The 26,782-nt window shown below is 52.9% G+C and carries 27 protein-coding genes and 1 tRNA gene; 14 read left to right on the top strand and 14 right to left on the bottom strand.

Features of this window, described 5'->3' with window-relative positions:
* Positions 1-3 precede the first annotated feature (3 nt).
* From lptC to ACXLHR_RS14150, 5 genes are all read left to right on the top strand, one after another.
* A complete protein-coding gene (gene lptC, locus ACXLHR_RS14130; RefSeq protein ID WP_458792030.1) occupies positions 4-627 on the top strand; it encodes an LPS export ABC transporter periplasmic protein LptC in 624 nt (207 codons plus the stop codon).
* Positions 624-1,103, top strand: a complete 480-nt coding sequence (gene lptA, locus ACXLHR_RS14135) for a lipopolysaccharide transport periplasmic protein LptA (RefSeq protein WP_458792031.1) — start codon at positions 624-626, stop codon at positions 1,101-1,103. Before lptC ends, lptA begins: the two co-directional genes overlap by 4 nt.
* Positions 1,103-1,855 (top strand): LPS export ABC transporter ATP-binding protein, encoded by a 753-nt coding sequence (lptB, locus tag ACXLHR_RS14140; RefSeq protein WP_458792032.1) that lies wholly within the window; start codon positions 1,103-1,105, stop codon positions 1,853-1,855. The genes lptA and lptB overlap by 1 nt, the downstream gene beginning before the upstream one ends.
* Positions 1,856-2,088: 233 nt before the next feature.
* Positions 2,089-2,664, top strand: coding sequence for a ribosome hibernation-promoting factor, HPF/YfiA family (gene hpf / locus ACXLHR_RS14145; RefSeq protein WP_458792033.1), 576 nt, complete (start codon positions 2,089-2,091; stop codon positions 2,662-2,664).
* Positions 2,665-2,694: 30 nt separating this feature from the next.
* Entirely contained in the window at positions 2,695-3,159 is a 465-nt protein-coding gene (locus ACXLHR_RS14150) for a PTS sugar transporter subunit IIA (protein WP_458792034.1), read from the top strand.
* Here the strand turns inward: ACXLHR_RS14150 and ACXLHR_RS14155 are convergent.
* The 9 genes from ACXLHR_RS14155 to cysQ all read right to left on the bottom strand — a co-directional run bounded on the left by ACXLHR_RS14155 (position 3,156) and on the right by cysQ (position 12,347).
* Positions 3,156-4,595 carry a nodulation protein NodH gene (locus ACXLHR_RS14155; RefSeq protein ID WP_458792035.1) on the bottom strand — a complete coding sequence of 480 codons (1,440 nt, stop codon included), beginning with the start codon at positions 4,593-4,595 and terminating at the stop codon, positions 3,156-3,158. The genes ACXLHR_RS14150 and ACXLHR_RS14155 overlap by 4 nt on opposite strands.
* Before the next feature lie 2 nt (positions 4,596-4,597).
* Positions 4,598-6,295 carry a DUF5927 domain-containing protein gene (locus ACXLHR_RS14160; RefSeq protein ID WP_458792036.1) on the bottom strand — a complete coding sequence of 566 codons (1,698 nt, stop codon included), beginning with the start codon at positions 6,293-6,295 and terminating at the stop codon, positions 4,598-4,600.
* Positions 6,292-7,302, bottom strand: a complete 1,011-nt coding sequence (locus ACXLHR_RS14165; RefSeq protein WP_458792037.1) for a glycosyltransferase family 2 protein — start codon at positions 7,300-7,302, stop codon at positions 6,292-6,294. The genes ACXLHR_RS14160 and ACXLHR_RS14165 overlap by 4 nt, the downstream gene beginning before the upstream one ends.
* A gap of 48 nt (positions 7,303-7,350) precedes the next feature.
* The gene (locus ACXLHR_RS14170; RefSeq protein WP_458792038.1) at positions 7,351-8,103 is read right to left on the bottom strand and encodes a glycosyltransferase; all 753 of its coding nucleotides are present in this window, start codon (positions 8,101-8,103) and stop codon (positions 7,351-7,353) included.
* The gene (locus tag ACXLHR_RS14175) at positions 8,072-8,533 is read right to left on the bottom strand and encodes a hypothetical protein (protein WP_458792039.1); all 462 of its coding nucleotides are present in this window, start codon (positions 8,531-8,533) and stop codon (positions 8,072-8,074) included. The genes ACXLHR_RS14170 and ACXLHR_RS14175 overlap by 32 nt, the downstream gene beginning before the upstream one ends.
* A gap of 9 nt (positions 8,534-8,542) precedes the next feature.
* Complete coding sequence (galU, locus tag ACXLHR_RS14180) at positions 8,543-9,436, bottom strand: UTP--glucose-1-phosphate uridylyltransferase GalU (protein ID WP_458792040.1); 894 nt, start codon at positions 9,434-9,436, stop codon at positions 8,543-8,545.
* Between the two features lie 120 nt (positions 9,437-9,556).
* Entirely contained in the window at positions 9,557-10,753 is a 1,197-nt protein-coding gene (locus ACXLHR_RS14185) for a glycosyltransferase family 2 protein (RefSeq protein WP_458792041.1), read from the bottom strand.
* Entirely contained in the window at positions 10,750-11,550 is an 801-nt protein-coding gene (locus tag ACXLHR_RS14190) for a 3-deoxy-manno-octulosonate cytidylyltransferase (protein WP_458792042.1), read from the bottom strand. The genes ACXLHR_RS14185 and ACXLHR_RS14190 overlap by 4 nt, the downstream gene beginning before the upstream one ends.
* Entirely contained in the window at positions 11,550-12,347 is a 798-nt protein-coding gene (cysQ, locus tag ACXLHR_RS14195) for a 3'(2'),5'-bisphosphate nucleotidase CysQ (RefSeq protein ID WP_458792043.1), read from the bottom strand. Before cysQ ends, ACXLHR_RS14190 begins: the two co-directional genes overlap by 1 nt.
* Before the next feature lie 138 nt (positions 12,348-12,485).
* Here cysQ and ACXLHR_RS14200 point away from each other — a divergent pair, with 138 nt between their 5' ends.
* The 5 genes from ACXLHR_RS14200 (at position 12,486) to ACXLHR_RS14220 (ending at position 17,860) form a co-directional block, all read left to right on the top strand.
* Positions 12,486-13,307: an ABC transporter permease gene (locus ACXLHR_RS14200; protein ID WP_458792044.1), complete on the top strand. Its 822-nt coding sequence runs from the start codon at positions 12,486-12,488 to the stop codon at positions 13,305-13,307.
* 235 nt (positions 13,308-13,542) lie between these two features.
* Positions 13,543-15,453: a molecular chaperone DnaK gene (dnaK, locus tag ACXLHR_RS14205; protein WP_458792045.1), complete on the top strand. Its 1,911-nt coding sequence runs from the start codon at positions 13,543-13,545 to the stop codon at positions 15,451-15,453.
* Between the two features lie 78 nt (positions 15,454-15,531).
* Positions 15,532-16,671: a molecular chaperone DnaJ gene (gene dnaJ / locus ACXLHR_RS14210; RefSeq protein WP_458792046.1), complete on the top strand. Its 1,140-nt coding sequence runs from the start codon at positions 15,532-15,534 to the stop codon at positions 16,669-16,671.
* Positions 16,672-16,725: 54 nt separating this feature from the next.
* Positions 16,726-17,457, top strand: a complete 732-nt coding sequence (gene radC, locus ACXLHR_RS14215; RefSeq protein ID WP_458792047.1) for a RadC family protein — start codon at positions 16,726-16,728, stop codon at positions 17,455-17,457.
* Positions 17,458-17,533: 76 nt separating this feature from the next.
* A complete protein-coding gene (locus ACXLHR_RS14220) occupies positions 17,534-17,860 on the top strand; it encodes a hypothetical protein (protein WP_458792048.1) in 327 nt (108 codons plus the stop codon).
* Positions 17,861-17,951: 91 nt separating this feature from the next.
* On the opposite strand, the gene ACXLHR_RS14225 is transcribed toward ACXLHR_RS14220, so the two are convergent.
* Positions 17,952-19,081 (bottom strand): IS3 family transposase gene (locus ACXLHR_RS14225; protein ID WP_458792049.1). Its coding sequence is split into 2 segments (ribosomal slippage): positions 17,952-18,835 and positions 18,835-19,081, totalling 1,131 coding nucleotides; the frame shifts between segments, so codons are not numbered across the junction.
* A gap of 367 nt (positions 19,082-19,448) precedes the next feature.
* A tRNA-Arg gene (locus tag ACXLHR_RS14230) sits at positions 19,449-19,525 on the bottom strand.
* A 112-nt stretch (positions 19,526-19,637) separates the two neighbouring features.
* On the opposite strand from ACXLHR_RS14230, the gene ACXLHR_RS14235 reads away from it, so the two are divergent.
* Positions 19,638-20,660 carry a LacI family DNA-binding transcriptional regulator gene (locus ACXLHR_RS14235; RefSeq protein ID WP_458792050.1) on the top strand — a complete coding sequence of 341 codons (1,023 nt, stop codon included), beginning with the start codon at positions 19,638-19,640 and terminating at the stop codon, positions 20,658-20,660.
* 285 nt (positions 20,661-20,945) lie between these two features.
* Here ACXLHR_RS14235 and ACXLHR_RS14240 read toward each other — a convergent pair whose 3' ends face one another.
* The 3 genes from ACXLHR_RS14240 to ACXLHR_RS14250 form a co-directional block, all read right to left on the bottom strand.
* Positions 20,946-23,003: an EAL domain-containing protein gene (locus ACXLHR_RS14240; RefSeq protein ID WP_458792051.1), complete on the bottom strand. Its 2,058-nt coding sequence runs from the start codon at positions 23,001-23,003 to the stop codon at positions 20,946-20,948.
* Between the two features lie 127 nt (positions 23,004-23,130).
* On the bottom strand, positions 23,131-23,781 hold the full coding sequence (locus ACXLHR_RS14245) for a winged helix-turn-helix domain-containing protein (RefSeq protein ID WP_458792559.1): 651 nt from the start codon (positions 23,779-23,781) through the stop codon (positions 23,131-23,133).
* Positions 23,782-23,806: 25 nt separating this feature from the next.
* Positions 23,807-24,088, bottom strand: a complete 282-nt coding sequence (locus ACXLHR_RS14250) for a hypothetical protein (protein WP_458792052.1) — start codon at positions 24,086-24,088, stop codon at positions 23,807-23,809.
* Between the two features lie 150 nt (positions 24,089-24,238).
* On the opposite strand from ACXLHR_RS14250, the gene ACXLHR_RS14255 reads away from it, so the two are divergent.
* The 3 genes from ACXLHR_RS14255 to ACXLHR_RS14265 all read left to right on the top strand — a co-directional run bounded on the left by ACXLHR_RS14255 (position 24,239) and on the right by ACXLHR_RS14265 (position 26,630).
* Positions 24,239-24,694, top strand: a complete 456-nt coding sequence (locus ACXLHR_RS14255; protein WP_458792053.1) for a hypothetical protein — start codon at positions 24,239-24,241, stop codon at positions 24,692-24,694.
* Between the two features lie 84 nt (positions 24,695-24,778).
* Positions 24,779-25,405, top strand: coding sequence for a ribonuclease HII (locus tag ACXLHR_RS14260; RefSeq protein WP_458792054.1), 627 nt, complete (start codon positions 24,779-24,781; stop codon positions 25,403-25,405).
* Positions 25,406-25,508: 103 nt separating this feature from the next.
* The gene (locus ACXLHR_RS14265; RefSeq protein WP_458792055.1) at positions 25,509-26,630 is read left to right on the top strand and encodes a DNA methyltransferase; all 1,122 of its coding nucleotides are present in this window, start codon (positions 25,509-25,511) and stop codon (positions 26,628-26,630) included.
* Positions 26,631-26,782: the final 152 nt, after the last annotated feature.

Below are 26,782 nucleotides of genomic sequence, written 5' to 3' on the forward strand. Positions count from 1 at the left end.
GCCGTGTTGGGCGCGGATAACTTTCACTCGCAACTGGTAAGCTGGTCAAAGATCATCTTGCCATTGGTTGCCCTTGGACTGCTATCAACGCTGTTCCTGTTTGCCCGTTCCAGTACAGATTCCACCAACATTCCTTTTGCCGAAATTCAAGAATTAGCCCGCGAACAACGTATATCCGGCCCGCAATTTTCGGGCGTCACCCAGAACGGGTCGGTGATTGCAATCGGGGCGCAAAGTGCGCAACCTGCTGTTGGCAAACCTGATACAATCAATATCACAGCGCTATCTTTAGACGTTAACGCAGCCGATGGCAGCGAGATCAAAATAACAGCGATCGAGGGTGAAATTGACGGCGCCAGCAAGACGGTCAAATTACTGGGGCTCGCGCGCTTGGAGACATCAAGCGGCTATTTGATGGAAACCAACGGACTGACAGCCGATTTGGACAGCGGCATTATTCAATCTGATGGAGCGTTAGAGATTCGTGCGCCATTTGGTCGGATCACGGCGGGTCAGGTCACGTTTCAAACCTCAAAAGACGATACAGGACAGCAGATGCTTTTCACACAAGGGGTCAAGCTGGTATACACGCCCAACAGCGGTAGCGCAGAGGAAGCGATTGAATGAAACTCTTTATCGGCATCTTGATGGCATTCACCCTTGCCGCACCCGCATTTGCGCAGACGAACATCAACCTGGGCGGCATTAGCGCGGACCCAACCGCAGGCGTGGAAGTTACGGCCGATAGTCTGTCCGTTGATCAAGACACAGGCGTCGCAGTGTTCACAGGTAACGTGGTCATCGGACAAGGCGAATTGCGATTGTCCGCAGGCACAGTGCGCGTAATCTACGCAGACGCATCGGGAGAAATCTCGCAGCTAGAGGCGGCGGGGGGCGTCACGTTTGTCACCGATACCGAAGCCGCCGAAGCCAGCACAGCCGACTATAACCTGACCACTGGACAGCTAATCTTGTCAGGTGACGTACTATTGACCCAAGGGGCAAGCGCCATTTCAGCCGACAAAATGACGATCGACCTTGTCTCTGGAAACGCACAAATGTCGGGGCGCGTGCGCACGGTTTTCCAGCAAGGCGGCAACTAATGGCCGATCTTACCGTTCAAGATGGCGACGTTGGGCTGCGCATCGTCAACCTGCGTAAAAGTTATCGTAAAAAGCTCGTTATTCGCGATGTTAGTCTCGATTTGGGACGCGGTGAAGTTGTGGCACTACTGGGGCCAAACGGTTCTGGCAAAACCACCTGCTTTTATTCAATCGCAGGTCTTGTGACGCCCGAGGGCGGCAAAGTCATCATTGACGGACGCGACGTAACCACCTTGCCGATGTATCGCCGCGCGCGGCTTGGCATCGGTTACCTACCGCAAGAAATGTCGATCTTTAGGGGCATGACTGTCGAAGACAACATCATGTCGATTTTGGAAATCGCCTTGTCCGATAAACGCAAGCGGCGCAAACGGTTAGAAGAACTACTGTCGGAATTCTCGATCGAACACCTGCGGCGCGCTTCTGCGCTTGCGCTATCAGGGGGCGAACGCAGGCGGGTCGAAATCGCGCGGTGCCTCGCTGCGGGGCCAAAATACGTGCTACTTGATGAACCATTTGCCGGCGTCGACCCGATTGCAGTGGGCGAAATCAGACATCTCGTGGCCGACCTGAAAAATCGGGGAATTGGCGTGTTGATCACCGATCACAACGTGCAGGAAACCCTACAGATCGTCGACCGTGCCTATATCCTGCACGACGGCAAAGTGTTGATGAGCGGCACCACAGATGAAGTTATCCGCGACGAAAATGTGCGGCGCGTTTATCTTGGGAACAGTTTTCGGGTCACGTGAGTTAAGGTCTTGTTAACAACTGAGTCATTGACAAACACCCTCAAGGTAGCGCCAAATGAAGGGGATGTTAGGCAAGGTTTTCATTTCACCCATCGTCGGGTTATCTAACTTGGTCAAAGGGATAGACTTAATGGATCCTCAACTTCATCACCTTTCACAAAAGCGCCGCGGCCCCTTGGAAGGCTGAATACCTATCATTTGTCAGGCGCCAAAAACAAAGAACTGGAGAAACGATGCATTATCAAATTAGCGGTAAACAGATTGATATCGGACAAGCCCTACAAACGCATGTTGAGACGGACCTTGGCGCGATCCTTGATAAGTATGCAGGCCGCCCAACGGGTGCCAATATCGTGTTTTCCAAGTCTGGTCATGAGTTTGTCTGCGAAGCTATTGTCACCCTATCAACCGGTCTGACGGCGCAGGCAAAGAACCATGCGACCGAGATTTACGCCGCTTTTGACGGCTGTGCCGAAAAAATGGACAAGCAGTTGCGCCGCTACAAGCGCCGGTTGAAAGACCACCATAAAGAACGGTCACAACCTGTTGAACTTTCAGACGCCGGCTCGTATATCCTCGCTTCGAGAGATGAAATGGATGACGCGCAAGGTGACGCGGTAAGCGGCATGATTGTGGCTGAGATGGAAATGAAAATCCAATCTTTGTCAGTTGGTGAAGCGGTGATGCAAATGGAGCTCGCCGATAAACAGATGCTCGTTTTCCGCAATGAGAAGCACAATGGCGTAAACGTCGTGTTTCGGCGTGACGATGGAAATATTGGTTGGGTCGATCCGCGCACAATGGGATGATCTGACTGGCTTCGGCCGGAAAGTGTAAGAATGCTCCTTGGCGATATTTTGAATCCGAACGCGGTAAAAACCATCAACTCTTGCACCAGCAAGAAACGGCTTTTTCACGAATTGGGCGAACTCGCCGAGGGGTGCTATAAGCTTCATCCGACGCAAGTGATTGAAGCTTTAGTAGAACGCGAAGGGCTAGGTCCGACAGGCGTTGGCCACGGCATTGCATTGCCACATGCGCGGCTCGAGTCCGTGACAGAAGTCCGTGGCATTTTTCTGCGGCTCGAAAAGCCGTTAAACTTTGATTCGGTTGATCGTCAGCCTGTTGATCTGGTTTTTGCGCTGCTGGCGCCCGCGACCCACGGTGTGGAACATCTAAAGGCACTGGCCCTTGTGTCGCGCACCATGAGAGACCCAAATGTATGCGCAAAACTACGCGCAAATAGCGATTCGAACACGTTACACGCTATTCTGACAGAGGCGCAGGCAAACCAAGCCGCTTAACGCGGACGCCAATCGCCAAAGCCAAACGCGAGATAGTCGCGCTGGCATGCGTCACGGCCTGCGGCCTCGACCTCCGCATCATAAATGGCGCTAAGGCGCGCAGCATAGGGATCAGTGACGGTCATCGGTTCTGGCATGCTCTCTAGGCCCAACTGACTTGCTAGAACCGCAAAGTCGCCACGCATCCGGTCCTCGCGCAGAATTAGATCGGGCAAGCCGAAGTTGGAAACGCCTTGCAGCCACGTCAACTGACTGGCCCAAGCGCCATCAACGCGGATCGCGGTTTGAGCATTCAGATTGCTTTTCAAGAACGACAACCACGCCAGAAACGCAGTACGATGTGCGGCCATTGTGTAGGATGGATCAGTCTCTGGCGCAGCTTCTTTCGCGGGGATCGGCAGGTTATGCACCTTTCGCAAGGTCGCACGAATTTCGCGAAAAGAGCCCATGCCTGTCTGCAAAATATGGTGGCAAAATGCATAATGAGCGCGCGCTAGCGGATGCCGAACGACCGAAAAACTGCGGTGGCCAACATGGGTGCGTTTCCATTGGCGGATTGCTTTTTGGGTGAAATCGGTCTGTAAATCATCCGCGGTGCCGCCGTCTAACCGGCCCAGCCAATCTCGGACGGCTTCTTCGGGGCCTGATTTAATTGGCAAATATAGCAGGCCAGTTTTAGACGCAGCCACATACGTCGGAATCATCGGGCCACGGCGCGGTTCAAAATTAGGGGTGCGTGACAGGTTAAACCGATCCAGCCGCGCCAGCGACGTTTCCATCGCAGGAAAATCGACAACCTTCTCGGACATCGGCATCGGATTTTGCTTTTTCAGCGTCTTATCGAGGCCGGCAATGCGGTTATAACACCCCAAATATTCGGCCAGACCGTTCATCACATCAACATCTTGCAGGTCTTCGTAGGCCACATAAAACGCGGCCTGACCCATACGTTGCAACGTATTAAGTAGCTTTACTTGGAACGTCTGAAGCGCCTCTAGGTGGGCCTCGAACTCTTGAGGTATAAACGCGACTTTCTCAGTCTTAGCGTGGCTCACATTCGTTAATTTCCACTGACCTGTGGCGGCGGCAATCTTCCAGCTGACAAAACTTTCAACGGGATTGCGTGTCAGGATAATCTTGGCGCAACGCCGATCAGACATGCAAATATCAAGCACGCGCTGGTCGTGATCATTAAAGAACCGAAAACCGTTTAAACCGTCAGCGGCCTTCACTTTTTCAATTAAAACGTTCGGGTCCTTATCGCGTTCATCTTGCGTTACACCCAACACATTTCCGGCTTGCGGATATCCGATAAAATGCGGGTTAAATGCCTCGCCCAAACAGGTTAATCCATCAAAAGAATTGATATTGGCTTCTAGAAAATTGGACCCTGTGCGCATCTCTGCAAACACAACAAAATAATCAAATGTGCTCATATTTACCGAACCAAATAAGGTTTGCGTGGCTTGGGCGGCTGACTGGCCTGACCGTGATCCACTGGGAAATCCCCCATCAAATAAGGGTGCATACCCTGATTTTTAAGGTTCTGTAGGAATTGAGGAAAGCCCTTTAAGTCAACCATACGCGGTGCTTCGTTCAACCGGAGCATGGTTTTAGCGGTCATTCCATCCACAATCAACTGCAACGGTTCCATCGGCGCCTGCACAAATTCCGACATCGTCCAGATCCGCACGCGCGCTTTGGCCCAAGGTGATCGCAGCACGTTCAAATGTTCGTTTTCAATGTGCTGCAAGCGCGCTGCTTCATGGCGGATATCAGCGAAATTCCAGTTCGACTGAAACAGCTTAATCGCCCAAGCGCCAGAAATCACCGAGACATTCGCATTCGGATCAGTCGCCAACATCCAGCTGATAGATTGCGAATCCCGGGGGCCGAATTGAAAACACTGTCGCTCGCCCCGTGTGTTCCAGATCAGATTAGTCAAAAACATCTGGCTGTTATGATCGCGCAGGGTCGGGTTATCGATTAATGCGCCGCTAAACGATTCTTGCCGGCCGTCAAACTCGACGCGATCTTTGCCATACAAATGACCGTGTACGCGTGTGCCTGTAACTTTTGCCAACCAATGTTCAAAATTATCGAACAGTTCGCTAAACCCTTGAAAAACCGAATAGGGCGCAGAGGTTACACCATTTTCCCAGTCGCGATTGGGGTAACGGCTTTGCATATAAAGGCCGGGACGGCCCTTCGTGCGCCGGTCGACCGCTTTTGAAAATATGCGATCAATCTTGCTGGGGTTGGGTTCGGCCCCCTTCATCGCATTGCCATCTTCGGCCAGAAACGTGTCATATAGCCGTGTCGCATTCGGCCAGATTTTTCGCGCGACAAAACAGTCAGAGCGGCGCAAAAGCTGCAAGTGATCGTCATAAAAAATATGCGGTTTGCCCTGAAAATCAAATTTGGAGAGGGTGAGCGAGCGGCTTTCAATATTGACGGAATACAGCCGCGCAAGTGTCTGGAAATAGCTCTCGTCAGGGATCCAGACTTTTTTGAAATAGCGATCATAGGTTTCGCGTTCTGGATCTTGTAAGATTGCTGTTAAGGTTTGGCGGGTCAGGCACCACCACTGCGATCCCATATGCGGCTCCAAGCCAGCGGGGACCCGACGCCGAAACCGCAATGCACGTTGCAATTTCACATAGCCATCAAACATGCGGCGGTTGGTTTTCCAAGAAAACGGAAACCGCAGGGTAAACCGCTCGGCGTCCAATCCGCCTACCGTCCAAGGCACCTCCGATGTTGTAGCACTTTCGATGAAATCAGTACGCGGGCGGCTATCCAGATATTGGGCCAACTCGCGCACGGGCCGCAAAGGCATACACGACCCGGATGCAAGGTAAACATGGCGTACATCGGGGTAACTGGTCAGCAAAAGCGTCGCCGCCGATTTCGTCCCGGCGACAATACCCCATGTCCCCCACTCGCACGAATGGCGCTTGGAAAACTTGACTTGCTTCAAATCTGCAAGCTTCCCAACAAAGGCGTCATGGACGGTTTTCTCGACATTTTTATCAACATGCACCGCAACAGGGCAGCCGCCCTTGACCCAATGACGGATCACCTGTTCAGCGCGATCAAAGGCGTTATGAACCAGAATAACGACACCAACGGTCATGCCCAGTTTCCCTTAGACATGATGCCTAGAATCTCTAATTGCCGCCAGTTGATATATTTTTCACTCCACTTGCACCAAAGATCAGGGTTTTGCTCTGATCCTGCCGCATAAGCCTTATACTCATGGCTATTGGCATAGTGTTGACCGCGCACAATTTCTTCTCGGGCCTTGTCGGTAAAGGTCGATAGGAACTTGGTATGGAGCAACGCACCCGAGGCTTTCTCGCCGCCCCACTCGTCATAAACAAGGTTTAGGCCGCGCGGCAGCAACATATGCGTTGAGCTGACATAGGCGTAATTCCGGTCCCATTTGACCAATGGGATTTTATTCAACGCTGGCGCCCGCTCTGGCGCGTCGGCAAAGAATGTGCGCGCGCGAGGGCCTCCTTGAATCCACAAATTTCCGAAATTCCGGTTCCGGTTAATCACATAATTCCCACTATCAAACCAATGCGCCGTCTCTAGCGGGTCATCACCGGGTTTATAGGGAATATTATCAATCGGCCCTTTTGGATACATATCGACCAGCATCGCGCCAAAGGATTTGATTGACGATGCATCCAGCCAGTCGGTCAGCGCGCGCAACGGTCGCGTATCGCAGAACGGATAAACCAGCAATTCATCAGGATCGACCACGAGCGTCCAGTGCCCATGCGCATACTTTCGTTGCAAATGGTTGAGCCAATCAACGCCAAAACGAGCGCGTCTATAGCTGCTCTCGGCCTTCCACAGCGACACATCAGGTTGGTCGCGCAGCAATTCGGCCCCACCATCATCACTGTCGTTATCGACCATAAGAAAATGGTTTACGCCCAGATCACGGTAATACTTTAAAAAATAAGGAAGCCGCGGTCCTTCGTTTCGGAAGGTTGAAAACAGCAAGATATCGCTCTGCTTGATCGCAGAGGTGCGTTTAGCAACGTCCTTAAGCTCGTGGCGTTTTCGAAACGCACGTATCAGCCAGCGCTTGCGCTGAACTCTTAGCCGGTATGACTGCCAAACACCCAAGGAGGTCCCTTTTCACATGGTCAAATACATATTGTTTCTAAATTGGTATCAAACCATTGTTAAAACAATCTTGAAATGGTCAGCCCAAGTAGGCGCTACAAACTTCCTTTGAAAGTCTGAGCGATCTGAAGCTGCCAGTTTTTTAATCGTCTTTTGCCATAGATAGCGATCCGAAAGGCTTACGTAAACGGCACTTTCGCCTAGAACTTCTCCATAAACTGCTAAATCGGCACAAACAACACGACATTCGAGTGCAAGGGCTTCGGCGGGCGGCAAACCAAAACCTTCCGCGCAGGATGGGAACAACATCGCGGTCGCCCCCGACAGGAGTGTCGCAATCTGACCGTCTGTCAGGTTATTTTCTTCAACAACACCGTTAACACCCGCATCCAAACGTGTAAAAATCGCGTCATTTCGCCAACCGCGTTTGCCGCAAATAAACAATGGCGGCGCGTCAGCGCCCCAGTCATCCCAAATATCCAGCAATAGCGCATGATTTTTACGTGCCTCAATCGTGCCAACCGTGACAAAATACGGGCCTTGGGGCATTGTGAAATCAGTGTCTAATACAGGGATTTCAACACCCAGATGCGCCATCACGATCTTTGGTACCGGCCCCATTGCAATCATGTGGCGGGTGACATCTGCCTGACACTGCGCAGACGTACAAATCACGACATCGGCACACCGCGAGACAAGCGACAATTTTTGCTCAAATTCCGCCACCGCACCTTTACGCTGCGTATCAGGGTGATCCAGCGGGATCGTATCATGAATCAATACGGCTTTTTCTGGCGCCATCTAACCCGCCCATCATGCGATCATTCAGATTGCTGTGACCCACATTCAGATAGGTAAATCCAACGGGAATATGCATCCTGATCAACTGCGCCAACTGACTGCGGCGCGCCCTCGCAACAGCCACACGTCGGATGAATGACTGACCACGCTTGCGCGCTGCATCCAAACGCGGGTTCAAACGGCTGACCAAATCAACGCGACCCCAGTCGCCTGTCGCAATTGCTTCAATCACGCGGCGCGCACCATTACCATCTATCAGAACATAACCCAGCGCCGTGCGGGCGATCGCGTAAAAAGGCACGTCAAGCGCTGCGAAATGTGACAGATAGGCACGTTCGACACGGTCCACACCCGTTGCGTGAAGCCCGGCACGGTTAATTAGTCTGGTAATATCCAGCAGATACGCGGTTGGTGCAGTATGACCTACCACGATCTGGTTCTATCCAGCCGGTAAGTCGTTTCCGACGATCTCTTTCAGATAAGCAGAAAACTCGTCACGCAAATCCTCACGAGCCAATGCAAAAGATACCATTGCCTGCAAATACCCTGCTTTAGACCCGCAATCAAAGCGCTTGCCCTCAAAGCGATACCCGAAAACATCGCGTCCTTCGGTCAACTCTTTTGCAATCGCATCAGTCAACTGCAATTCACCACCCGCACCTTTGTCGATCTGGTTCAGGTTTTGCATGATCTTTGGTGACAAAATATAACGGCCAATCACCGCAAGATTTGACGGCGCTTCACCTAGCGGTGGCTTTTCAACCATACCGCGCACATTCACCACAGGACCATTCTGGCCCGAAATATCCAAAACGCCATACGCCGACGTCTTTTCTGGCGCGACTTCCATCGTCGCAACCATGCTGCCACCCGTTTCGGCATAAGCCTCAATCATCTGCTGCAAGCACGGTTTTTCAGCGGCGATCACATCGTCAGGCAGGATCACGGCAAAAGGCTCATTGCCAACCAAACGACGCGCACACCAAACAGCATGGCCCAAACCAAGCGGACGATGCTGACGCATATAGGCAATCGCGCCACTGTCCATGCTTGTCGACTTCAGAATTTCCAACAGCTCGGTTTTGCCCGACTTGCGCAGCGATGCTTCCAAATCAGGTGCATCGTCAAAATAATCCTCGAGCGCAGATTTGCCTCGCGACGTCACAAAGATGAATTCCTTGATGCCGGCCGCACGAGCTTCATCAATAGCATATTGAATCAACGGGCGATCAACCAACGTCATAATTTCCTTTGGCACCGACTTGGTCGCTGGTAAAAACCGCGTTCCCATGCCCGCAACGGGGAAAATAGCTTTTGTGACTTTTCTTTTCATAATAACAATCCGGTAATACAACTCAAACGAGCCCTAACATGCAGTTAGCGCGTAACAAATAGAAGATGTCTCAATTCGTTAGACTATAGTTGTATTGCAACCATAGCCAATAAATGCGGGTCATCTGATACTTGAAACACGATCTATCTCACGCGCTACGCGGCGTCTAGCGCGCCAAAATCGCCAAGCGGGGTCACGCCGATCAGATTTACCGAATTGCCCGCCCGTTTGCAGCCAAAAACCATCCTGCACAAACGATACGCGGTGAAACCTTGCGGTCAGCGACAGCAAAATAACTGTAACGCGCCGCCCTTGTGCAACAGCCGCTCTCGCCTGCGCAAACTTACGACGCCGCTGCCAGAACCGTCCCGCGATCACAACACGCTCTGCTGTCATTGATCCGGCAAACTTTTGAAACTCGGATGGCGGTCCCAGCACAGCGTCAGCACCAAACGGGCGCGCCAAGCCCTCATCCCATCCCGCGTCAAACGTCACCAAAATCCGCGCCAACTTTGCCGCAGTCAATCGCCCCGCATCCACATGACGTTGCAATCGCACGCGCTGCGCCTCGCGTTCAAATTTGCCCCGCTCTAAATCACCACCATGCTTGCGCAGAAACACTGCCAAGCTCGCACCAATCTGATGCAAATCGCGCGGAACACGATCCGATGTGCGCCGCGTGCTTTCGGCATAGCCATGATGCACCAGCGCCAAAGGCACGATTGCCGTTTTATGCCCCACCTGCGCCAACCTCATATTCAAATCGGTCTCGTCCAGATAAAATTGAAACGCAGAATCAAATCCGCCAAGCGCCATCAATACGTCACGCCGAACCGCCATGTTGGTGCCTTCGGTTTTGATCGCACGCGCGCGCGTTCCATCAAAAGCCTGCGGCTGATCACCTGTCAGCGGCAATTCCTCGGTCTGTGCATTGAAATCAACAACGCGGCCTTTCCACTGAAAGCTGATGCCATTGCGGCCAATCACATAGCCGCCCGCCGCAGCAATTAGATCATCGCGAAACGGCGCGACCAGATGGGTCAACCACGTGGGCTCGGGCACCGCATCATCATCAATAAACGCGATCACGTCACCCGCAGCCACAGCAATGCCCGCATTGCGTGCCGCCGCGATATTGGGCGTATCAAACGGTATTAGCTTGACCATTGGATGCGAACGCACCGCATCAATGCCAGCGGCATCCGCAACAACAATCATCTCGAAATTCGGATACTCTAGCTGCGCAACGGCCGTCAGACACAGCCGCAATAATTCAGGGCGGCCATGGCTGACAATGACAACACTTACAGGCGTCACGCGACGCCCATTTGCGCCATCATCGCCTCGATGCGCGGCACGTCTTCGGGGTTATTCAATTCCCAAAATTGGCGGCCTTTGGCGTCGACCTCGACACATAAAACATGCGCACCACGTTCCAAAAACCGCAACTGCTCAAGGCCCTCCAGCTGCTCTAATGGGCCCATCGTCCAGCGCGGATAAGCGGCCAGCGCCGCAGGGCGATACGCGTAAACGCCGACATGGTGGAACACAGGCGTATCATCTTGATCGCCATAGGTTTTTCCCGTGTACGGAATAACCTCTTTGCTGAAATACAACGCGTTATAATTCGCGCCAAACACAGCAGTTGTGCCGCCGACACGGCCCGCACGACGATCCTCCAAAAATCCGTTCAATGCGGCGCCTTCGGTGCGTAGAACAGGTGTCGCCACTTCGGCAACAGGGTTGGCTAATAGACCAGCAACCAAATCCTCGACGAACCACGCGGGCGTCAGCGGCGCATCGCCTTGCAGATTGACCACAACATCAAACCCGCCACCCAAATTATCAAACGCCTCGGCGCACCGCTCGGTGCCATTCTGACAATCCTCGGACGTCATCACGACCTCGGCGCCAAAGCGTTCGGCATGGTCTCGAATCCGGTCGTCATCGGTGGCAACAACAACGCGGTCCACACCTTTTACGGACATGGCCGCGTCCCAGCTACGACGAATCAGGCTTTTTGCCTCGCCGCCTGCGCCACGCAATTCCACCAAAGGTTTCCCCGGATAACGGGTCGACGCAAATCGCGCAGGAATGACAATCAGAACTGACATTATGGCAACTTCAACTCAACGCCTGGCGCATAGGCTATAAAGAACGGATTGGCGAAATCGGCCTTGCCGTATTGCAAAGTTGTATGATCATCAAACCGCACCACAGCACCACCAGCACCGGTCAAAACCGCATGACCCGCCGCGGTGTCCCACTCCATCGTGCGGCCAACACGCGGGTAAATATCCGCCTCGCCCGTAGCAACCAAACAGAACTTCAACGACGATCCGGCGCTCTTGCTGTCCTTTACACTGTACTTGTTGATGTAATCATCCGTCGCCTGATCGCGGTGCGATTTTGACGCGACGACCAACAGCGCATCATTGTCAGGTGTCGACACGTTCATCTGCACCAAAGGACCAACAGCATCCTTGGCAAAATCACCGCTTTCCTCAACAGATATACCCGCCGCATCGGTATAAAACAGACGGTCCTTGGCAGGGGCATAAACGATGCCACGCACGGGAACACCATCAACAACATAGGCAATATTCACAGTGAAATCGCCGCGACGCTTAATGAATTCTTTGGTGCCATCCAACGGATCAACAATCAAAAACGTGCTCACTTTCTGACCGTGACTATCCGCCTGCTCTTCTGTGACCAAAGCTACATCAGGAAACGCGGCGCGCAGACCTGCGCTAATAATCGCATCAGCCGCTTCATCGGCCTCGGTCACGGGGCTTTCGTCAGATTTCGAGCGGACCTCAAAATCAGGATCAGCATAGATCTCCATGATTTTGTCGCCAGCTTCCAACGCCAAACGGCGCATCACTTGGGTCAACTTCTCAAAATCCATTACCGACATCCTTCACGTTTTGTTATGCACCCTGTTCTAATGATTGAAAAAACAGGTCTGTCTCTTTATGATAGCAGGCAACACGAACGGCAAGAAATTCGTGAGTGGGGGATACCCCGACAATTACGCAGGTAACACATGTTCCAACCGCAATCGCGAAAGACCACGACTCGCACCGTTTTCGGAATGCTAGAGCTGATTTATCACTCTATTGTGCGCGACGTGCGTAAATCGCACCGCAATGCGATCGTCGGATTGCTAATGAACATGATGCAAACGGTCGTGCTAGTGATCACGTTTTTCGCTATGTTCCAGCTATTGGGAATGAAGGGTAATGCCATTCGGGGCGACTTCTTGCTGTATATCATGTCAGGCATCTTCCTGTTCATGTGCCACACAAAAACCGTCGCTGCGGTTGTCGCCTCTGAAGGACCGGCATCTGCAATGATGCAGCACGCGCCGATGAATACATTTATATCGATCTGCGCGGCGGCCGTATCGTCGTTATACCTGCAGCTGCTTTCGTTATTCTTTGTTCTGTTTATCTACCATGTGGTCTTTGTGCCGGTTGTGATCGATAGACCTATCGGCGCAATGGCTATGATTTTAGGCGCATGGCTGACTGGCGTCGGCATCGGCATGGTGTTCCTCGCGCTTAAACCTTGGGCACCAGAGGCCGTGAAGCTTGGGGTCAGCATCTATAGCCGGGTTAGCATGATTGCCTCTGGCAAAATGTTCGTCGCTAATTCGCTTCCGTCATCGATGCTGGTCATGTTCGAGTGGAATCCGCTTTTTCACACAATCGACCAAGCACGCGGATATATCTTTTTGCATTACAATCCGCACTTCAGTTCATCCAGCTATCCTTTTTATGTCGCTATCGGGCTCTTGCTTGTGGGCATGATGGGTGAGTTCTATACGCGCAAAAGTGCATCAATCAGTTGGTCCGCAGGCAACTAATCTCGTCTTTCCGCTGTTGAATGGGCCGATTTCGTCTGTTTTTTGCTTTTAAGTCACAAAGAGTCGCATTTTTGCTCAAACGACCCCCTTACCCCGCTTGCAGCACCGAAACTGCACCCCTATATACGCAACGATCGAACGATCAGGCGAAAACCTGTCGTTCCAACTAGCAACAGGCGCGGGTGCCGAAACGGGTTCGCGCCGCTCAACTCGCCTAGCGTAAGGGATTTGAAATATGTCTAAAATTATTGGTATCGACCTCGGGACCACTAACTCTTGTATCTCTATCATGGACGGCTCTAAGCCACGCGTGATCGAGAACAGCGAAGGCGCGCGTACAACGCCGTCCATCGTTGCCTTCACAGAAGACGAGCGTCTTGTTGGCCAGCCTGCTAAACGGCAAGCGGTCACAAACCCGGAAAATACAATCTTCGCAGTAAAGCGCCTGATCGGCCGTCGTTTTGACGATAAATTCCTCGCGAAGGAAAAGAAAAACATGCCGTTCAACATCGTTGACGGTGGCAATGGCGACGCATGGGTCGAATCCCGTGGCGAAAAATACTCGCCGTCGCAAATCTCTGCCGTGATCCTCGGCAAGATGAAAGAAACTGCAGAATCCTACCTCGGCGAAGAAGTAACACAGGCGGTTATCACCGTGCCTGCATACTTCAACGACGCCCAGCGTCAGGCAACAAAAGACGCCGGCAAAATCGCTGGCCTCGAAGTGCTGCGCATCATCAACGAGCCAACAGCAGCTGCGCTGGCTTACGGCCTCGACAAAAAAGACACCCAAACCATCGCGGTCTATGACCTCGGCGGCGGTACATTCGACGTGACCATCTTGGAAATTGACGATGGCCTGTTCGAAGTAAAATCCACCAACGGCGACACGTTCCTCGGCGGTGAAGACTTTGACATGCGTATCGTGAACTACCTCGCGGACGAGTTCAAAAAAGAAAACCAAGTTGATCTGACCAAAGACAAGATGGCGTTGCAGCGTCTGAAAGAAGCTGCGGAAAAAGCGAAAATCGAACTTTCGTCTGCCTCCTCGACTGAAATCAACCAACCATTTATCTCCATGGGCTCCAACGGCCAGCCGTTGCACATGGTGATGAAACTAACACGCGCAAAGCTGGAAAGCCTTGTTGCTGACCTGATCAAAGCGTCCCTGAAGCCTTGCCAAGCCGCGTTGAAAGATGCTGGCCTGTCCACTGGCGACATTGACGAAGTCGTTCTGGTTGGCGGTATGACCCGCATGCCACGCGTCAAAGAAGAAGTCGCAAAATTCTTCGGCAAAGAACCGCATCAGGGTGTGAACCCAGATGAAGTTGTTGCAATGGGTGCGGCTATTCAAGCGGGCGTTCTGCAAGGCGACGTGAAAGACGTTGTTCTTCTCGACGTCACACCACTGTCCCTCGGGATTGAAACTCTTGGTGGCGTGTTCACACGCTTGATCGATCGCAACACAACGATCCCAACCAAGAAATCTCAGGTGTTCTCAACTGCAGAAGATAATCAAAACGCTGTGACAATCCGTGTGTTCCAAGGCGAACGCGAAATGGCCGCCGACAACAAAATCCTCGGCCAGTTCAACATGGAAGGCATCCCACCAGCGCCGCGCGGCATGCCGCAAATCGAAGTGACCTTTGACATCGACGCCAACGGCATCGTGTCTGTAGGCGCAAAAGATAAAGGCACTGGCAAAGAGCAGCAGATCACAATCCAAGCGTCCGGCGGCCTCTCTGATGAGGACATCGAAGCAATGGTGCGCGACGCAGAAGAGAACGCGGATGCCGATAAAGAGCGCCGCGAGCTGATCGAAGCGAAGAACCAAGCTGAAAGCCTGATCCACTCGACCGAAAAGTCGATGGAAGAGCATGCTGAAAAAGTCGACCCGACAACCATCGAAGCAATCGAACTGGCTATCGCAGCGCTCAAGGATGACCTTGAAGCTGACAATGCCGGCAAGATCAAATCCGGCATCCAGAACGTGTCTGAAGCTGCGATGAAGCTGGGTGAAGCGATCTACAAAGCGTCGCAAGACGCTGAAGATGGCGGCAACGCAGAGCCGAAAGGCGCAGACGAGGATGATATCCTTGATGCGGACTTTGAGGACCTCAGCGACGATGAAAAGCGCGGCAACTAAGCCAAATCGCCTAAGGTAAAATTGACCGGCCCCTGAACCGGGCCGGTCTTTTTCCATTCCCAAAGGGGAAAAGTAATAATGTCAAAACGCGACTACTACGAAATTCTCGGTATCAATAAAGGTGCCGACGCGGCTGAGATCAAGAAAGCTTACCGCCAGAAAGCAAAAGAGCTGCATCCAGACCGCAACTCTGACAATCCAAAGGCCGAAGAACAGTTTAAAGAAGCGAACGAGGCTCACGAAATCCTGAAAGACGCTGAGAAAAAGGCAGCGTACGACCGCTATGGTCACGCCGCCTTTGAAGGTGGCATGGGCGGTGGCGGCGGACGTCCACGCGGCGGCGGTCACGGCGACTTCTCGTCAGCGTTCTCCGACGTCTTCGACGACCTGTTCGGCAACTTCGGCGGCGGTGGCGGTGGGCGTCAGCGTGCCCAACGCGGCAACGACCTGCGCTATAATCTTCGCATTAACCTCGAAGACGCCTACTCAGGCCTACAGAAAACCGTCACCGTCCCCGCAGCGGTCGCATGTGGATCGTGCGACGGCACAGGTGCAGAAGACGGCTCTCAACCGATCAACTGCCCTACCTGCGCAGGCATGGGTAAAGTGCGCGCACAGCAAGGGTTCTTTACCGTCGAACGCACCTGCCCAACCTGTAACGGCATGGGCCAAACCATCAAGGACCCCTGCAAAAAATGCCACGGCCAGGGTCGCGTCGAGAAGGAAAAATCCCTCTCTGTCAACATCCCCGCGGGCGTTGAAACCGGCACACGCATCCGGCTCGCTGGCGAGGGCGAAGCAGGCACACGTGGCGGCCCAACCGGCGACCTCTACATCTTCATCGATGTGGCAGACCACAAGCTGTTCGAACGTGATAACCTCAACCTTTACTGCCAAGTCCCCGTCAGCATCTCCGCTGCGGCCTTGGGCGGCGAGATAGAAGTGCCCACAATCGACGGTGGCCGGTCCCGCGTGAAAATCCCCGAAGGATCTCAATCGGGCCGACAAATGCGCCTGCGGTCCAAAGGGATGCCCGCGCTGCGCGGCGGCGCAGCTGGCGATATGTTCATCGAACTCGCGGTGGAAACACCCGTGAACCTGACAGCACGACAAAAAGAAATCCTCAAGGAATTCGACGCGATCCAAGCCGAGAACAATCCAAAGGGGTCAACTTTCTTTAAGTCGGTAAAAACGTTCTGGGATTCGATGAAAGGCTGATATCTCTCGTAGGTATTAACGCTTAGTTCACTAAATGTTCTGCAAGGTGTTCTCATGAACCACTTTGCAGAATCACTCTCTTTTTTCGATGATGATGACCTAACCGTTATCGAATCAGTCGATTCTGTAAGCCACAGGCAACGCTTGCGCGACCGCTTCACCGACCTCGGACCAGCGTCACTGCCTGACTACGAACTACTGGAACTGATCCTGTTCCGCGCAATCCCACGCATCGACGTGAAGCCCCTTGCGCTCACACTCATGGCACACTTCGCCGACCTCAACCGCGTCCTTTCTGCGGCCCCCATAGTGCTGTCAAAAATAAAAGGATGCGGTCCGCGGGTCATCTCGGAACCCAAACTGATCGAGGCAACATCGCACCGCATGGCCCGCGCCAAGGTGATGCAGCGCTGCGTGATCTCTAGCTGGGACGCGGTCATCGACTACTGCCACACCGTCATGGCACACCGCGACACAGAACAATTTCGCATTTTGTTCCTCGACACTAAAAACGTGCTGATCGCCGACGAAGAGCAAGCCAAAGGAACAGTGGATCACGTTCCTGTTTACCCGCGCGAGGTCATCAAGCGCGCCTTGGAACTCAACGCAGCCTCGATCATCCTCGTGCACAACCACCCCTCTGGTGATCCGACCCCTTCCGAGAGCGATATCACCATGACCCGCCAAATCGACAATGCCGCCAAGGCGCTATCAATCACAGTGCATGATCATATCATCATCGGAAAATCCCGCGAAGCAAGCTTTCGCGAATGGGGCCTTCTTTAACTAATGGGCCGGTCGCGATTTTGTGCGGTCCCGAGTACTCATTTTAAGCCACCTACCGTTCGAACGCGATAGGGCCTTGCGTGGCGCCGTCGCGGATCGTCGAAACCCTAAAGTATCCAAAGATTGCATCATCACCGAGCGGCGGGTTTTCTATGTGTCGCGCCCGACCATTTCAGTTTTGATGGTTTTGAAAAATGTGAGAAGAATCAGAAAACAGTCTGTCTGTATTCTTTCAGCGGTTAACACCGAGAATAAAATTTGCGACGAGCTCATTCTGTCCGCTATCTTGTCCATCGTCTTTCTCTGCAAAAATTCCATCGGTGTGAAGTTAGCTAATGCTGAATACGTCTGCGTCAATTGTAGCCCTCTTGCCAATCAACACCAGTTTCCTGAACCCATTTGACGATCGCCATGCTGGTGAACTCAGTTCCGCTCGCCATTGTGCTTGAACCAATGTGGTCTTGTCGCGTTTACGTTCCGGTCTCTCAGTTCATTTAGGCAGCCTTTCGTTCGAAGGCCAAGGGGCTTTTACCTCCTAACGACGAGTGCCGGCGTCGTGGATTGTAGAACCCATTGATATACTGAAATATCGCCCCTTCGGCTTGACGTCTGGTTTCCCAACGGTTGCGCCAGATCAGCTCAGCCTTGAGGGATTTGAAGAACGTTTCAACCATGGAATTGTCGTAACAATTGCCTTTTCCGCTCATCGATACTTCGAAGCCACGTTTGTTCAGGCGCTTCTGATAGTCGCCTGAACAATATTGCGACCCGCGATCCGTATGATGAATGCAGCCCTTAGGCGGCTGTCGCAGCGCGACAGCCATATCCAATGCCCGGATTGCCAGGTCCCTCTTCATACGATTGCTGACCGCCCAACCGATGACGCGTCGGGAGTATAGGTCGAGAATGACCGCCAGATACAGCCAGCCTTCACTGGTCCAGATATATGAAATGTCGCCTGCCCATTTCTGGTTTGGGGCATCAGCAGAAAAATCCTGATCCAACAGATTGGGGGCGATGTTAAAGGTGTGATTGCTGTCGGTTGTAGCCTTGAATTTACGAGTTCTGACAATCTTTATGCTGTTGTCTCGCATCAAGCGCCCCACACGCCGGTGGCCTACCGCCAGCCCCAGTTCCTGTAACTCTTCAGTCATCCGGGGGCGGCCGTAGCTTTGCAGGCTGAGACGGTGTTGGGCACGAATATGAGCTAAGATCACCATATCATCACGCTGTCGCTGACACATTGGGCGGACCCGCCACGCACGATACCCACGTGATGTGACCTGCATAACCCAGCACAGAAACTCAACCGGCCATTCTTCTCTCCAGGCGTCAATGAAGGCAAACCTCACCGACTTTGGCCTGCAAAGAAGATCGCCGCTTTTTTTAACACTTCCCTCTCCTCTCGCAGCACGCGGACTTCCTTGCGAAGGCGTTCGTTCTCCCGCTCCACATCTTCATGAGGACCCGACATCAAATCATCATGCTGGTGTTTCTGAACCCATTTGTTCAGGGTCGAAAGCCCAACACCCAAATCAGATGAAACCTGAGGGCGTGTTAAGCCGCTGGTCGTGGCGATGCGTACCGCATCACGTCGAAACTCGTCTGTGTATCTCGTTGCCATTTCTTGTCTCCTTCATAGCAAACATTGCTCGAAAGAGACCGGAACTAAACCGGGACAAGACCAAGCTCGGTGTGCCGCTGAATCGTTCCCTTGGAACACCAGATGCCCGAGCCATCGTCGCTCGCCTTGTCTGCCAAGAACATGATGATCTGCTTGCGCGTTGCGCTGCCAAACTTGCGTTCCGCGCATGTGTTCGCAACCCGCCAACTCATTGGAACACCCCAAAAGGCGCAAAGACGTGCGAATTTTGTACAGGTTTTGTACGAGATTTCTGCCGTACCAGCAGAATTCGACCCGAAAGCTCACGGGCCTTTCTGCAAGATCCTGCACAAAGCCCTGTAAATAAGCTATATTTTAAAGGTGTTTTTGGTGACCCCGACTGGATTCGAACCAGTAACCTGCCCCTTAGGAGGGGGCTGCTCTATCCAATTGAGCCACGGGGCCGTCGCACTGGTGAATGCCCGCGATTGCAACGATGGTCAACGGTTCTGCTTGGACAATGACGCAGTTGCCCTGTAGGTTTTACCCTAATGACCAAAAAACAGGACAAGCCAAGGTGATTACCCCAAAAAAGCGCGCTCTGACTTTGCGAGATGTCTCCGAGGCATCGGGTGTAAGTGAGATGACGGTCAGCCGCGTGTTGCGCAACAAGGGCGATGTGTCCGAGGCGACGCGGCAGAAAGTGAAAGAGGCGGCAAAGCGACTTGGCTACGTGCCAAACAAGATTGCCGGTGCTTTGGCGTCACAACGCGTGAACCTTGTAGCCGTGATTATACCGTCGCTTGGGAACATGGTTTTCCCCGAAGTATTGTCGGGTATTTCAGAAACGCTCGAAGACACCGGACTGCAACCAGTAGTGGGGGTGACTGACTATCTCCCTGAAAAAGAAGAGAAAGTTCTGTTCGAGATGCTGTCGTGGCGGCCATCTGGCGTCATTATCGCAGGACTGGAACACTCCGAGGCGTCGCGAGCGATGCTGCGCCAAGCCGATATTCCAGTGGTCGAGATCATGGATGTCGACGGACAGCCAGTAGATTGCGCGGTTGGCATTTCGCATCGCCGTGCGGGGCGCAAAATGGCAGAGGCAATTATTGACGCAGGCTACCGTAAAATTGGATTTATGGGCACAAAAATGCCGCTTGATCACCGTGCGCGTAAACGCTTCGAGGGATTTACGCGGACCCTTGCAAAAGCAGGTATCGAAATTGCGGATCAAGAATTTTATTCTGGTGGCTCAGCTTTAGCAAAGGGTCGTGAAATGACCGCAGCGATGTTGGAGCGCACGCCAGATTTGGACTTTCTGTATTATTCCAATGACATGATTGGCGCGGGGGGGCTGCTTTATCTACTGGAGCAGGGAATAGATGTTCCCGCAAAGGTTGGGCTTGCAGGATTCAACGGGGTCGAACTGCTCGAAGGCTTGCCGCGCCGACTGGCGACGATGGACGCATGCCGCCACGAGATCGGCGTTCGTGCTGCACAAATTGTGGCCGCGCGAAATTCTGGGGACAATTCCTCTGCCGAACAAATTATCGAGCTTAGTCCAACTTTGGAATTCGGGGATACTTTACGCAAGTAATGTACATCCAGAAATGAGATGACCCACTCCTGGCAGTAGATTTCGCTATGCTGTTCATTTCACAACATAGCCCTCTACCGACACAAACCCGTCGGCTAGCGATCCGATTGCTACTGCCATCAGCGCCTCGGAAATTATCTCGGCTCGATACTACGTCCAATGAAATTGAGTCGCCCGCCCCCAGAGCAACTTCGTTAATTTGGTTTCCATATTAACTTCGCAGACCTAACCAAGGCCTGTTTGGCGAAGAAAGATGCAGCTAGGATTAGGTCGACAAACGTATACCTAGGAGGCGATCAAAATCGCACGCAGGTCTGTTTCCGCCAAAGTTGGGGCCAGACAATCGCCTTGTAAAACATCAAAGCCGATTTTTTTGGCTAGATTTACATGGTGCAGGGTTTGTAACCCTTTCGCAGTTACCTTGGCACCCATCAGTTTGGCGATACGAACCACAGCTGCAACGATCTGGTGCTCATCATCACCCAAAATCATCGCCTCAATCAGCGTGAGGTCAATAGCAATGCGCTGTGGCGCGACTTCCAATACATTGAACACCGGTGAATTCCCTGCGCCAAAATTACCGATCTCTATGTCGATACCGCAATCACGGCAGACGGTCAGATTCTGGACAAACATCGCTTCGTTTTCTGCATGCATCTGCAGATCAACCAATTCGAAACGAATCCGACCAGCAGCGGCGCCAAGATTGTCGAGCACGCAGATCAGATTTGGATCATGCAAAAAGGCAGTGATGACTTTGATCGAAACGCACGGCACGATCAAACCTGCCGCAGCCCAGCCTGCTTGATCTGCAAGCAACATACGCATCACATGCTCGGTCACCTCGCGCACAAGCCCTGCCGCTTCTGCCGCCGGCAGGAAACATGTTGGGTCGAGCAATCCTATTGTCGGGTGTTGCCACAGCAAAAGCGCCTCAACGTCCTCTAGTGCGCCGGTCAGGGCCGAAAATTGCGGACGATAACGGCAAATAAACTGGTTTTCAGCCATGGCGCGGTTAATATCATCACCATATAATTTTAATTGCGTAATATGCGGCTTCATAGATTCTTGATAATGGCAGGCGCGGCCTCGTCCGGCCCGCTTGGCCTGATAAAGCGCAAGATCAGAGGCGGCAAACACACTGGACAGATCAAAAGATATTCCGCTGTTTTTGGCCGTTCCAATACTCATACCAAAATGAAAAACATGACCCTCAATCGTCCGGAGTTTTGAGGTTTGATATAAAATCCCAGCCACTAACTCATTGATCTGGCTGTCCGTAAACGGGCCTGGCAAAAATACGACAAACTCATCGCCACCCATGCGCGACACAAGACCCGCATCTGCAACCACAGTCGTGATCAAATTGGCGGCATGTTTCAAAACAAGATCACCGATACTATGGCCTAGCGTATCATTTACAGCCTTAAAGTGATCAAGATCGATACTTAAAACAGCAAAATCAGGTACACGCGCCGCGTCCTTTTCAGCCTGTATAAACGCGCGATATACCTCGTCCAGTTTGCGGCGATTTGCCAGTCCCGTCAGGGCGTCATGACGGCTGTCATGCTCCATCGCAGCGTGGGCAGCCTCCAATTCTTCGGTCTTGCGGACATCATCGGTGATATCGATATTTACCCCGATAAAACGCGCGCCCGACAAGTGATCGGCATGCACATATTTCGCGCGACTACGCACATGGCGCACAGCCCCATCAGCACGCACGATACGGTAATCATTCACAAAATCGATCTTGTTCGTTATGCGGCGTTCGGCGTCAAAGAGGACCTTTTCCTTGTCATCAGGGTGAAGAAAGCCCTCCCAATCGCCGCTTCTCAGCTCGTTTTGCGTGGGGTCCAACCCATAAATCGTACAAACCCGCTGATCCCAATAGGTGATCTTATCATCAATACGGTATTCCCAAATGCCAACGCCAGCGACCTCAAGCGACAAACCCAAACGATCAGCCAAATCGCTCTTTTGTATGCGCTCATCCTCAATCTGACAGACAAACCCGATGCAAATTCCCTCTAGATCAGTCACGCGCCCAAGACGGCAACGGTAACAGGTTGTTGGATCTGTCAGATGCGCCGAAATCTGTTGAGGCACGCCGGACGAGGGGTTTGGGTTGGCTAAAAAGGCATCAACGCGGGCGACATCCCCCCCTGCGCAATAGCGGGAAAACTTTGCGCCCACACGAATCTCGTCCAACAGCACCGTGCGCGTTTGAAATGCGCAGTTCACAAAATTAATCTGTCCTGCGAGGTCGATAATCAGGACAGGGCTATCAACAGCGAAAATAACTGCAGCTAGAAGATTATGGGACGGTAAGCCCGTTAACATATTCATACAACCGATCTAAAATACACGTCATGAATATCCTGCTTAAAGCCTAATAAGACCCTAACTTGCTTGCAGATTCTATAATCTAGGCGGGAACTGGCGCGTTGACCGGGAAATAACCGGGCTTTTAAATCATCCGAATAACATCTTTGTCGATTGCCAGCATATATCCCTTTCGGGCGATATTCTTAACCAGCAGCTCGCTAATCATCTGATTTCCCAGAGTATCTCTCAGCCGCTTGATACGGGTAGCCCCAGCAGCCTCGTCACAATCAGACGGATCGCGACCCGATATCACACCCTCGATTTCAGCCCCCGATAAAACCTCGTCATCCATGCGAGCCTCGGCCAAGACCGATATCGTTTCAATAGCGGCATCAGTCAGTTTGAATTCAAAATCATTCAGATAAACCGACTTTTGATCGCGGCTAATCAACAAGGAATTCACCTCGATTCCCTTGCGCTCGATGCGCGACATGCGACGGGTCAAAGTGATCAGCATTACCAAAAACGCAATCGCAGCAATCAACAATGCGGTCGCAAAAACCAGCAGCACAAAGATCACAAAACGATACGACGATAGTGTGTCCGAAAACGCGGTGCCCGACTGTGCCAGTATTTCCAGCAACTTGATCTCGGCATTGCCAGTCAGATTGTCATTCGCAATAAACAACTGCTCGACACGGGCGTTAAACGCATTTGCATCGGGCAGGTTGATAAACAACATCACCGCCGTAATTAGCAACACCAGCACAATCGCAGCAATACCTGCTACGATTATCTTGTTGCCAATTTCGCGGGCCTCAGTAGCGGAGGAAATACTCACCTGCGCTTTCCTTTCGCTCTTCCAAGCCAGCATCTTCAAAGACGCCAACAACATTCAACAATGTCCAGTTATCCGCCACCAAACGGTCTGCCAACTGGGCCGTCGCATTCGCCACAGAGCAGTCGCCGTCAATGGCGGCAACCCCATAATGCAGACGCAACGGATCATCTCGCTTGGCCTTATAATCAGCGTAGCACTCCGCAGATGCAGCACCAGCCCAAAGGATCGCGATGAAAAGGGAAAGGAATGTGTGTTTCATGCCTGCCAGATAACCCCGACTGCTGGTGATATTCAATAACGCCCCATGCTAACGCGACTGCGCTGCCATAACCATCCCCTGTTATTGAATGGCACAGTGCCGTCAACCCATCCTTGGTCATCACTTCACCCTCACCCAAAGGAAGACCACATGTTCAAAACTCTTATCGCAGGCATCGCTGCCGCTTCACTCACTCTTGGGGCTGTTAGTCCGGCACAGGCAGGGCGGTTGAACGACGAGCAGGTCGGCAAAATTCTACTTGGCGTCGTCGCAACAGCCGCCGTCGCAAGCATCATCAGCAACAAACGTAAACAGGACGCCGCACCAGCCCCCACCCCACGGCCCCGCGCTGAACCACAACGCGGCAGGACCCCAACGCACCTAGCCAATCGCGCTCAAACACTGCCACGCCAATGCTTGGAAAACGTGAACACGCGCCACGGCACTGTCCCGATATTCACACGCGACTGCCTTCGGACCAACTACCGCGCTGTCAACGCACTCCCACGCAACTGCCAAGTCCGGCTCGCCACACGGCATGGCGCGCGCAACGGCTTTGACCAATACTGCCTGCGCGACGCTGGCTACACCGCAAGCCGCCGCTAATCCTCGCATCGCGCGCGGCGTAATCACACCCGCGCGCACATTTTTCACCTTGAAGACACCTCTCGCGTCTGGTCACTGGGACGCATGACAAAATCAACACCAGATCTCTCATTTGAAATCGCCGCCATCGCCAACGGCTTTAGCGCCATAGCGGGCGTCGACGAAGTCGGGCGCGGACCTCTCGCTGGCCCCGTTTGCGCCGCTGCCGTGATTCTCGACATGCACAACATCCCCGACGGATTAAACGACAGCAAACAACTCTCCGCCAAAAGGCGCGACGCGCTGTTCGACCAACTCATGGCCTGCGCCGACGTCTCCATAGCCGAAGCCACGGTCAGCGAAATCGAAGAATTGAATATCCTGCGCGCCTCTCATCTTGCGATGCTGCGGGCGATAGGCGGACTGTCCGCGCCCGCCGACTTTGTCCTGATCGACGGCAACCAAATCCCGCGCGGACTGAACACACCAAGCCAAACAATTGTAAAAGGCGACACCCGTTCACAAAGCATCGCAGCGGCCTCAATTGTGGCCAAAGTGTGGCGCGACAGACTGATGGTGGATTTAGCGCAACAGCATCCAGGATATGGCTGGGAAACGAACGCCGGTTACCCCACACCTGTGCATAAAAAAGCACTGCAAGAATTGGGGGTCACCCCACACCATAGACGAACCTTCGCACCCGTCCACCATATCTTGTGGCAACCAAAATAACTAACCATTTGATTAGATAAACTTATTGCGCGTTTGGCCTGACCGCCTCAAATTAGGGCCAACCATAGAGCGGATCAACCGCCGGTAAATGAGGCAGTATAAAATGACAGTTAAAACCAAGGGCGCAGCTGTGTCCAAAGAGGCGGCAACGCTTCCACTGAACTCCATCCTAGACGGCGATTGCATTGAGTTGATGAACAGCCTTCCAGCAGGCTCCGTTGATCTGATCTTCGCTGATCCACCCTACAACCTGCAATTAAAAGGCGACCTGCACCGTCCCGACAACTCAAAAGTTGACGCGGTAGATGACGCATGGGACCAATTCGACAGCTTTGCAGCTTACGACAAATTCACCAAAGAATGGCTCGCCGCCGCGCGCCGCCTTCTGAAACAAAACGGCGCAATCTGGGTCATCGGATCGTACCACAACGTCTTCCGCATGGGCTACGAGCTGCAAAACCAAGGCTTCTGGATCCTCAATGACGTGGTCTGGCGCAAATCCAACCCCATGCCAAACTTCCGTGGCAAGCGCCTGACCAACGCCCACGAAACCCTGATCTGGGCCGGTAAATCCGAAACCAGCAAATACACCTTCAACTACGAAGCGCTGAAAGCACTCAACGAAGGCGTGCAAATGCGCTCTGACTGGGTGCTGCCAATCTGCACAGGCCACGAACGCCTGAAGGATGACAACGGCGACAAAGCGCACCCAACACAAAAACCACAATCCTTGTTGCACCGCGTCCTTCTCGCCACAACAAACCCCGGCGATGTGGTCCTCGACCCGTTCTTCGGCACAGGCACCTCAGGCGCCGTCGCTAAAATGCTGGGCCGCGATTTCATCGGCATCGAACGCGAACCAGCCTACCGCGCCGTCGCTGAAAAACGCATCAAGAACACCCGCAAGTTCGACCGTGAGGCTCTCGAAGTATCCACATCAAAACGCGCCGAACCACGGGTCGCCTTTGGTGTGCTGGTCGAACGCGGCATGCTGCGCCCCGGCGAAGAACTCTGGTCCCTAAACGGCCGCCACAAAGCCAAAGTGCGCGCTGACGGCACCCTGATCGGTGACGACATCAAAGGATCAATCCACCAAGTCGGCGCCCACCTCGAAGGCGCGCCTAGCTGTAACGGCTGGACTTACTGGCAATTCAAGCGCGACGGGCAAAAAGTGCCTATCGATCTGCTGCGCCAGCAAATCCGCTCAGAGATGGCCAAACACTAGTTTTCACGAATACCGCCAGTGCGTCTAGTCAACCACCCCGTCCGCGGGATGGTTCACAAAGCGCACAAACTTCAAACCCGCTGTGCCTCGTGCCAGCGGGTTTTTTTTGACTAAACTTAAATCAAAATGGCTCATGTCACCAATGCGATATT

The sequence above is a fragment of the Yoonia sp. MH D7 genome (genome assembly GCF_054439475.1).

Excerpts from the sequence above, each read along its gene's own strand:
- lptA (WP_458792031.1), top strand. The coding sequence starts at position 624 with ATGAAACTCTTTATCGGCATCTTGATGGCATTCACCCTTGCCGCACCC.
- lptB (WP_458792032.1), top strand. The coding sequence starts at position 1,103 with ATGGCCGATCTTACCGTTCAAGATGGCGACGTTGGGCTGCGCATCGTC.
- hpf (WP_458792033.1), top strand. The coding sequence starts at position 2,089 with ATGCATTATCAAATTAGCGGTAAACAGATTGATATCGGACAAGCCCTA.
- ACXLHR_RS14150 (WP_458792034.1), top strand. The coding sequence starts at position 2,695 with ATGCTCCTTGGCGATATTTTGAATCCGAACGCGGTAAAAACCATCAAC.
- ACXLHR_RS14155 (WP_458792035.1), bottom strand. The coding sequence starts at position 4,595 with ATGAGCACATTTGATTATTTTGTTGTGTTTGCAGAGATGCGCACAGGG.
- ACXLHR_RS14160 (WP_458792036.1), bottom strand. The coding sequence starts at position 6,295 with ATGACCGTTGGTGTCGTTATTCTGGTTCATAACGCCTTTGATCGCGCT.
- ACXLHR_RS14170 (WP_458792038.1), bottom strand. The coding sequence starts at position 8,103 with ATGGCGCCAGAAAAAGCCGTATTGATTCATGATACGATCCCGCTGGAT.
- galU (WP_458792040.1), bottom strand. The coding sequence starts at position 9,436 with ATGAAAAGAAAAGTCACAAAAGCTATTTTCCCCGTTGCGGGCATGGGA.
- ACXLHR_RS14190 (WP_458792042.1), bottom strand. The coding sequence starts at position 11,550 with ATGTCAGTTCTGATTGTCATTCCTGCGCGATTTGCGTCGACCCGTTAT.
- cysQ (WP_458792043.1), bottom strand. The coding sequence starts at position 12,347 with ATGGATTTTGAGAAGTTGACCCAAGTGATGCGCCGTTTGGCGTTGGAA.
- ACXLHR_RS14200 (WP_458792044.1), top strand. The coding sequence starts at position 12,486 with ATGTTCCAACCGCAATCGCGAAAGACCACGACTCGCACCGTTTTCGGA.
- dnaK (WP_458792045.1), top strand. The coding sequence starts at position 13,543 with ATGTCTAAAATTATTGGTATCGACCTCGGGACCACTAACTCTTGTATC.
- dnaJ (WP_458792046.1), top strand. The coding sequence starts at position 15,532 with ATGTCAAAACGCGACTACTACGAAATTCTCGGTATCAATAAAGGTGCC.
- radC (WP_458792047.1), top strand. The coding sequence starts at position 16,726 with ATGAACCACTTTGCAGAATCACTCTCTTTTTTCGATGATGATGACCTA.
- ACXLHR_RS14240 (WP_458792051.1), bottom strand. The coding sequence starts at position 23,003 with ATGTTAACGGGCTTACCGTCCCATAATCTTCTAGCTGCAGTTATTTTC.
- ACXLHR_RS14250 (WP_458792052.1), bottom strand. The coding sequence starts at position 24,088 with ATGAAACACACATTCCTTTCCCTTTTCATCGCGATCCTTTGGGCTGGT.
- ACXLHR_RS14255 (WP_458792053.1), top strand. The coding sequence starts at position 24,239 with ATGTTCAAAACTCTTATCGCAGGCATCGCTGCCGCTTCACTCACTCTT.
- ACXLHR_RS14260 (WP_458792054.1), top strand. The coding sequence starts at position 24,779 with ATGACAAAATCAACACCAGATCTCTCATTTGAAATCGCCGCCATCGCC.
- ACXLHR_RS14265 (WP_458792055.1), top strand. The coding sequence starts at position 25,509 with ATGACAGTTAAAACCAAGGGCGCAGCTGTGTCCAAAGAGGCGGCAACG.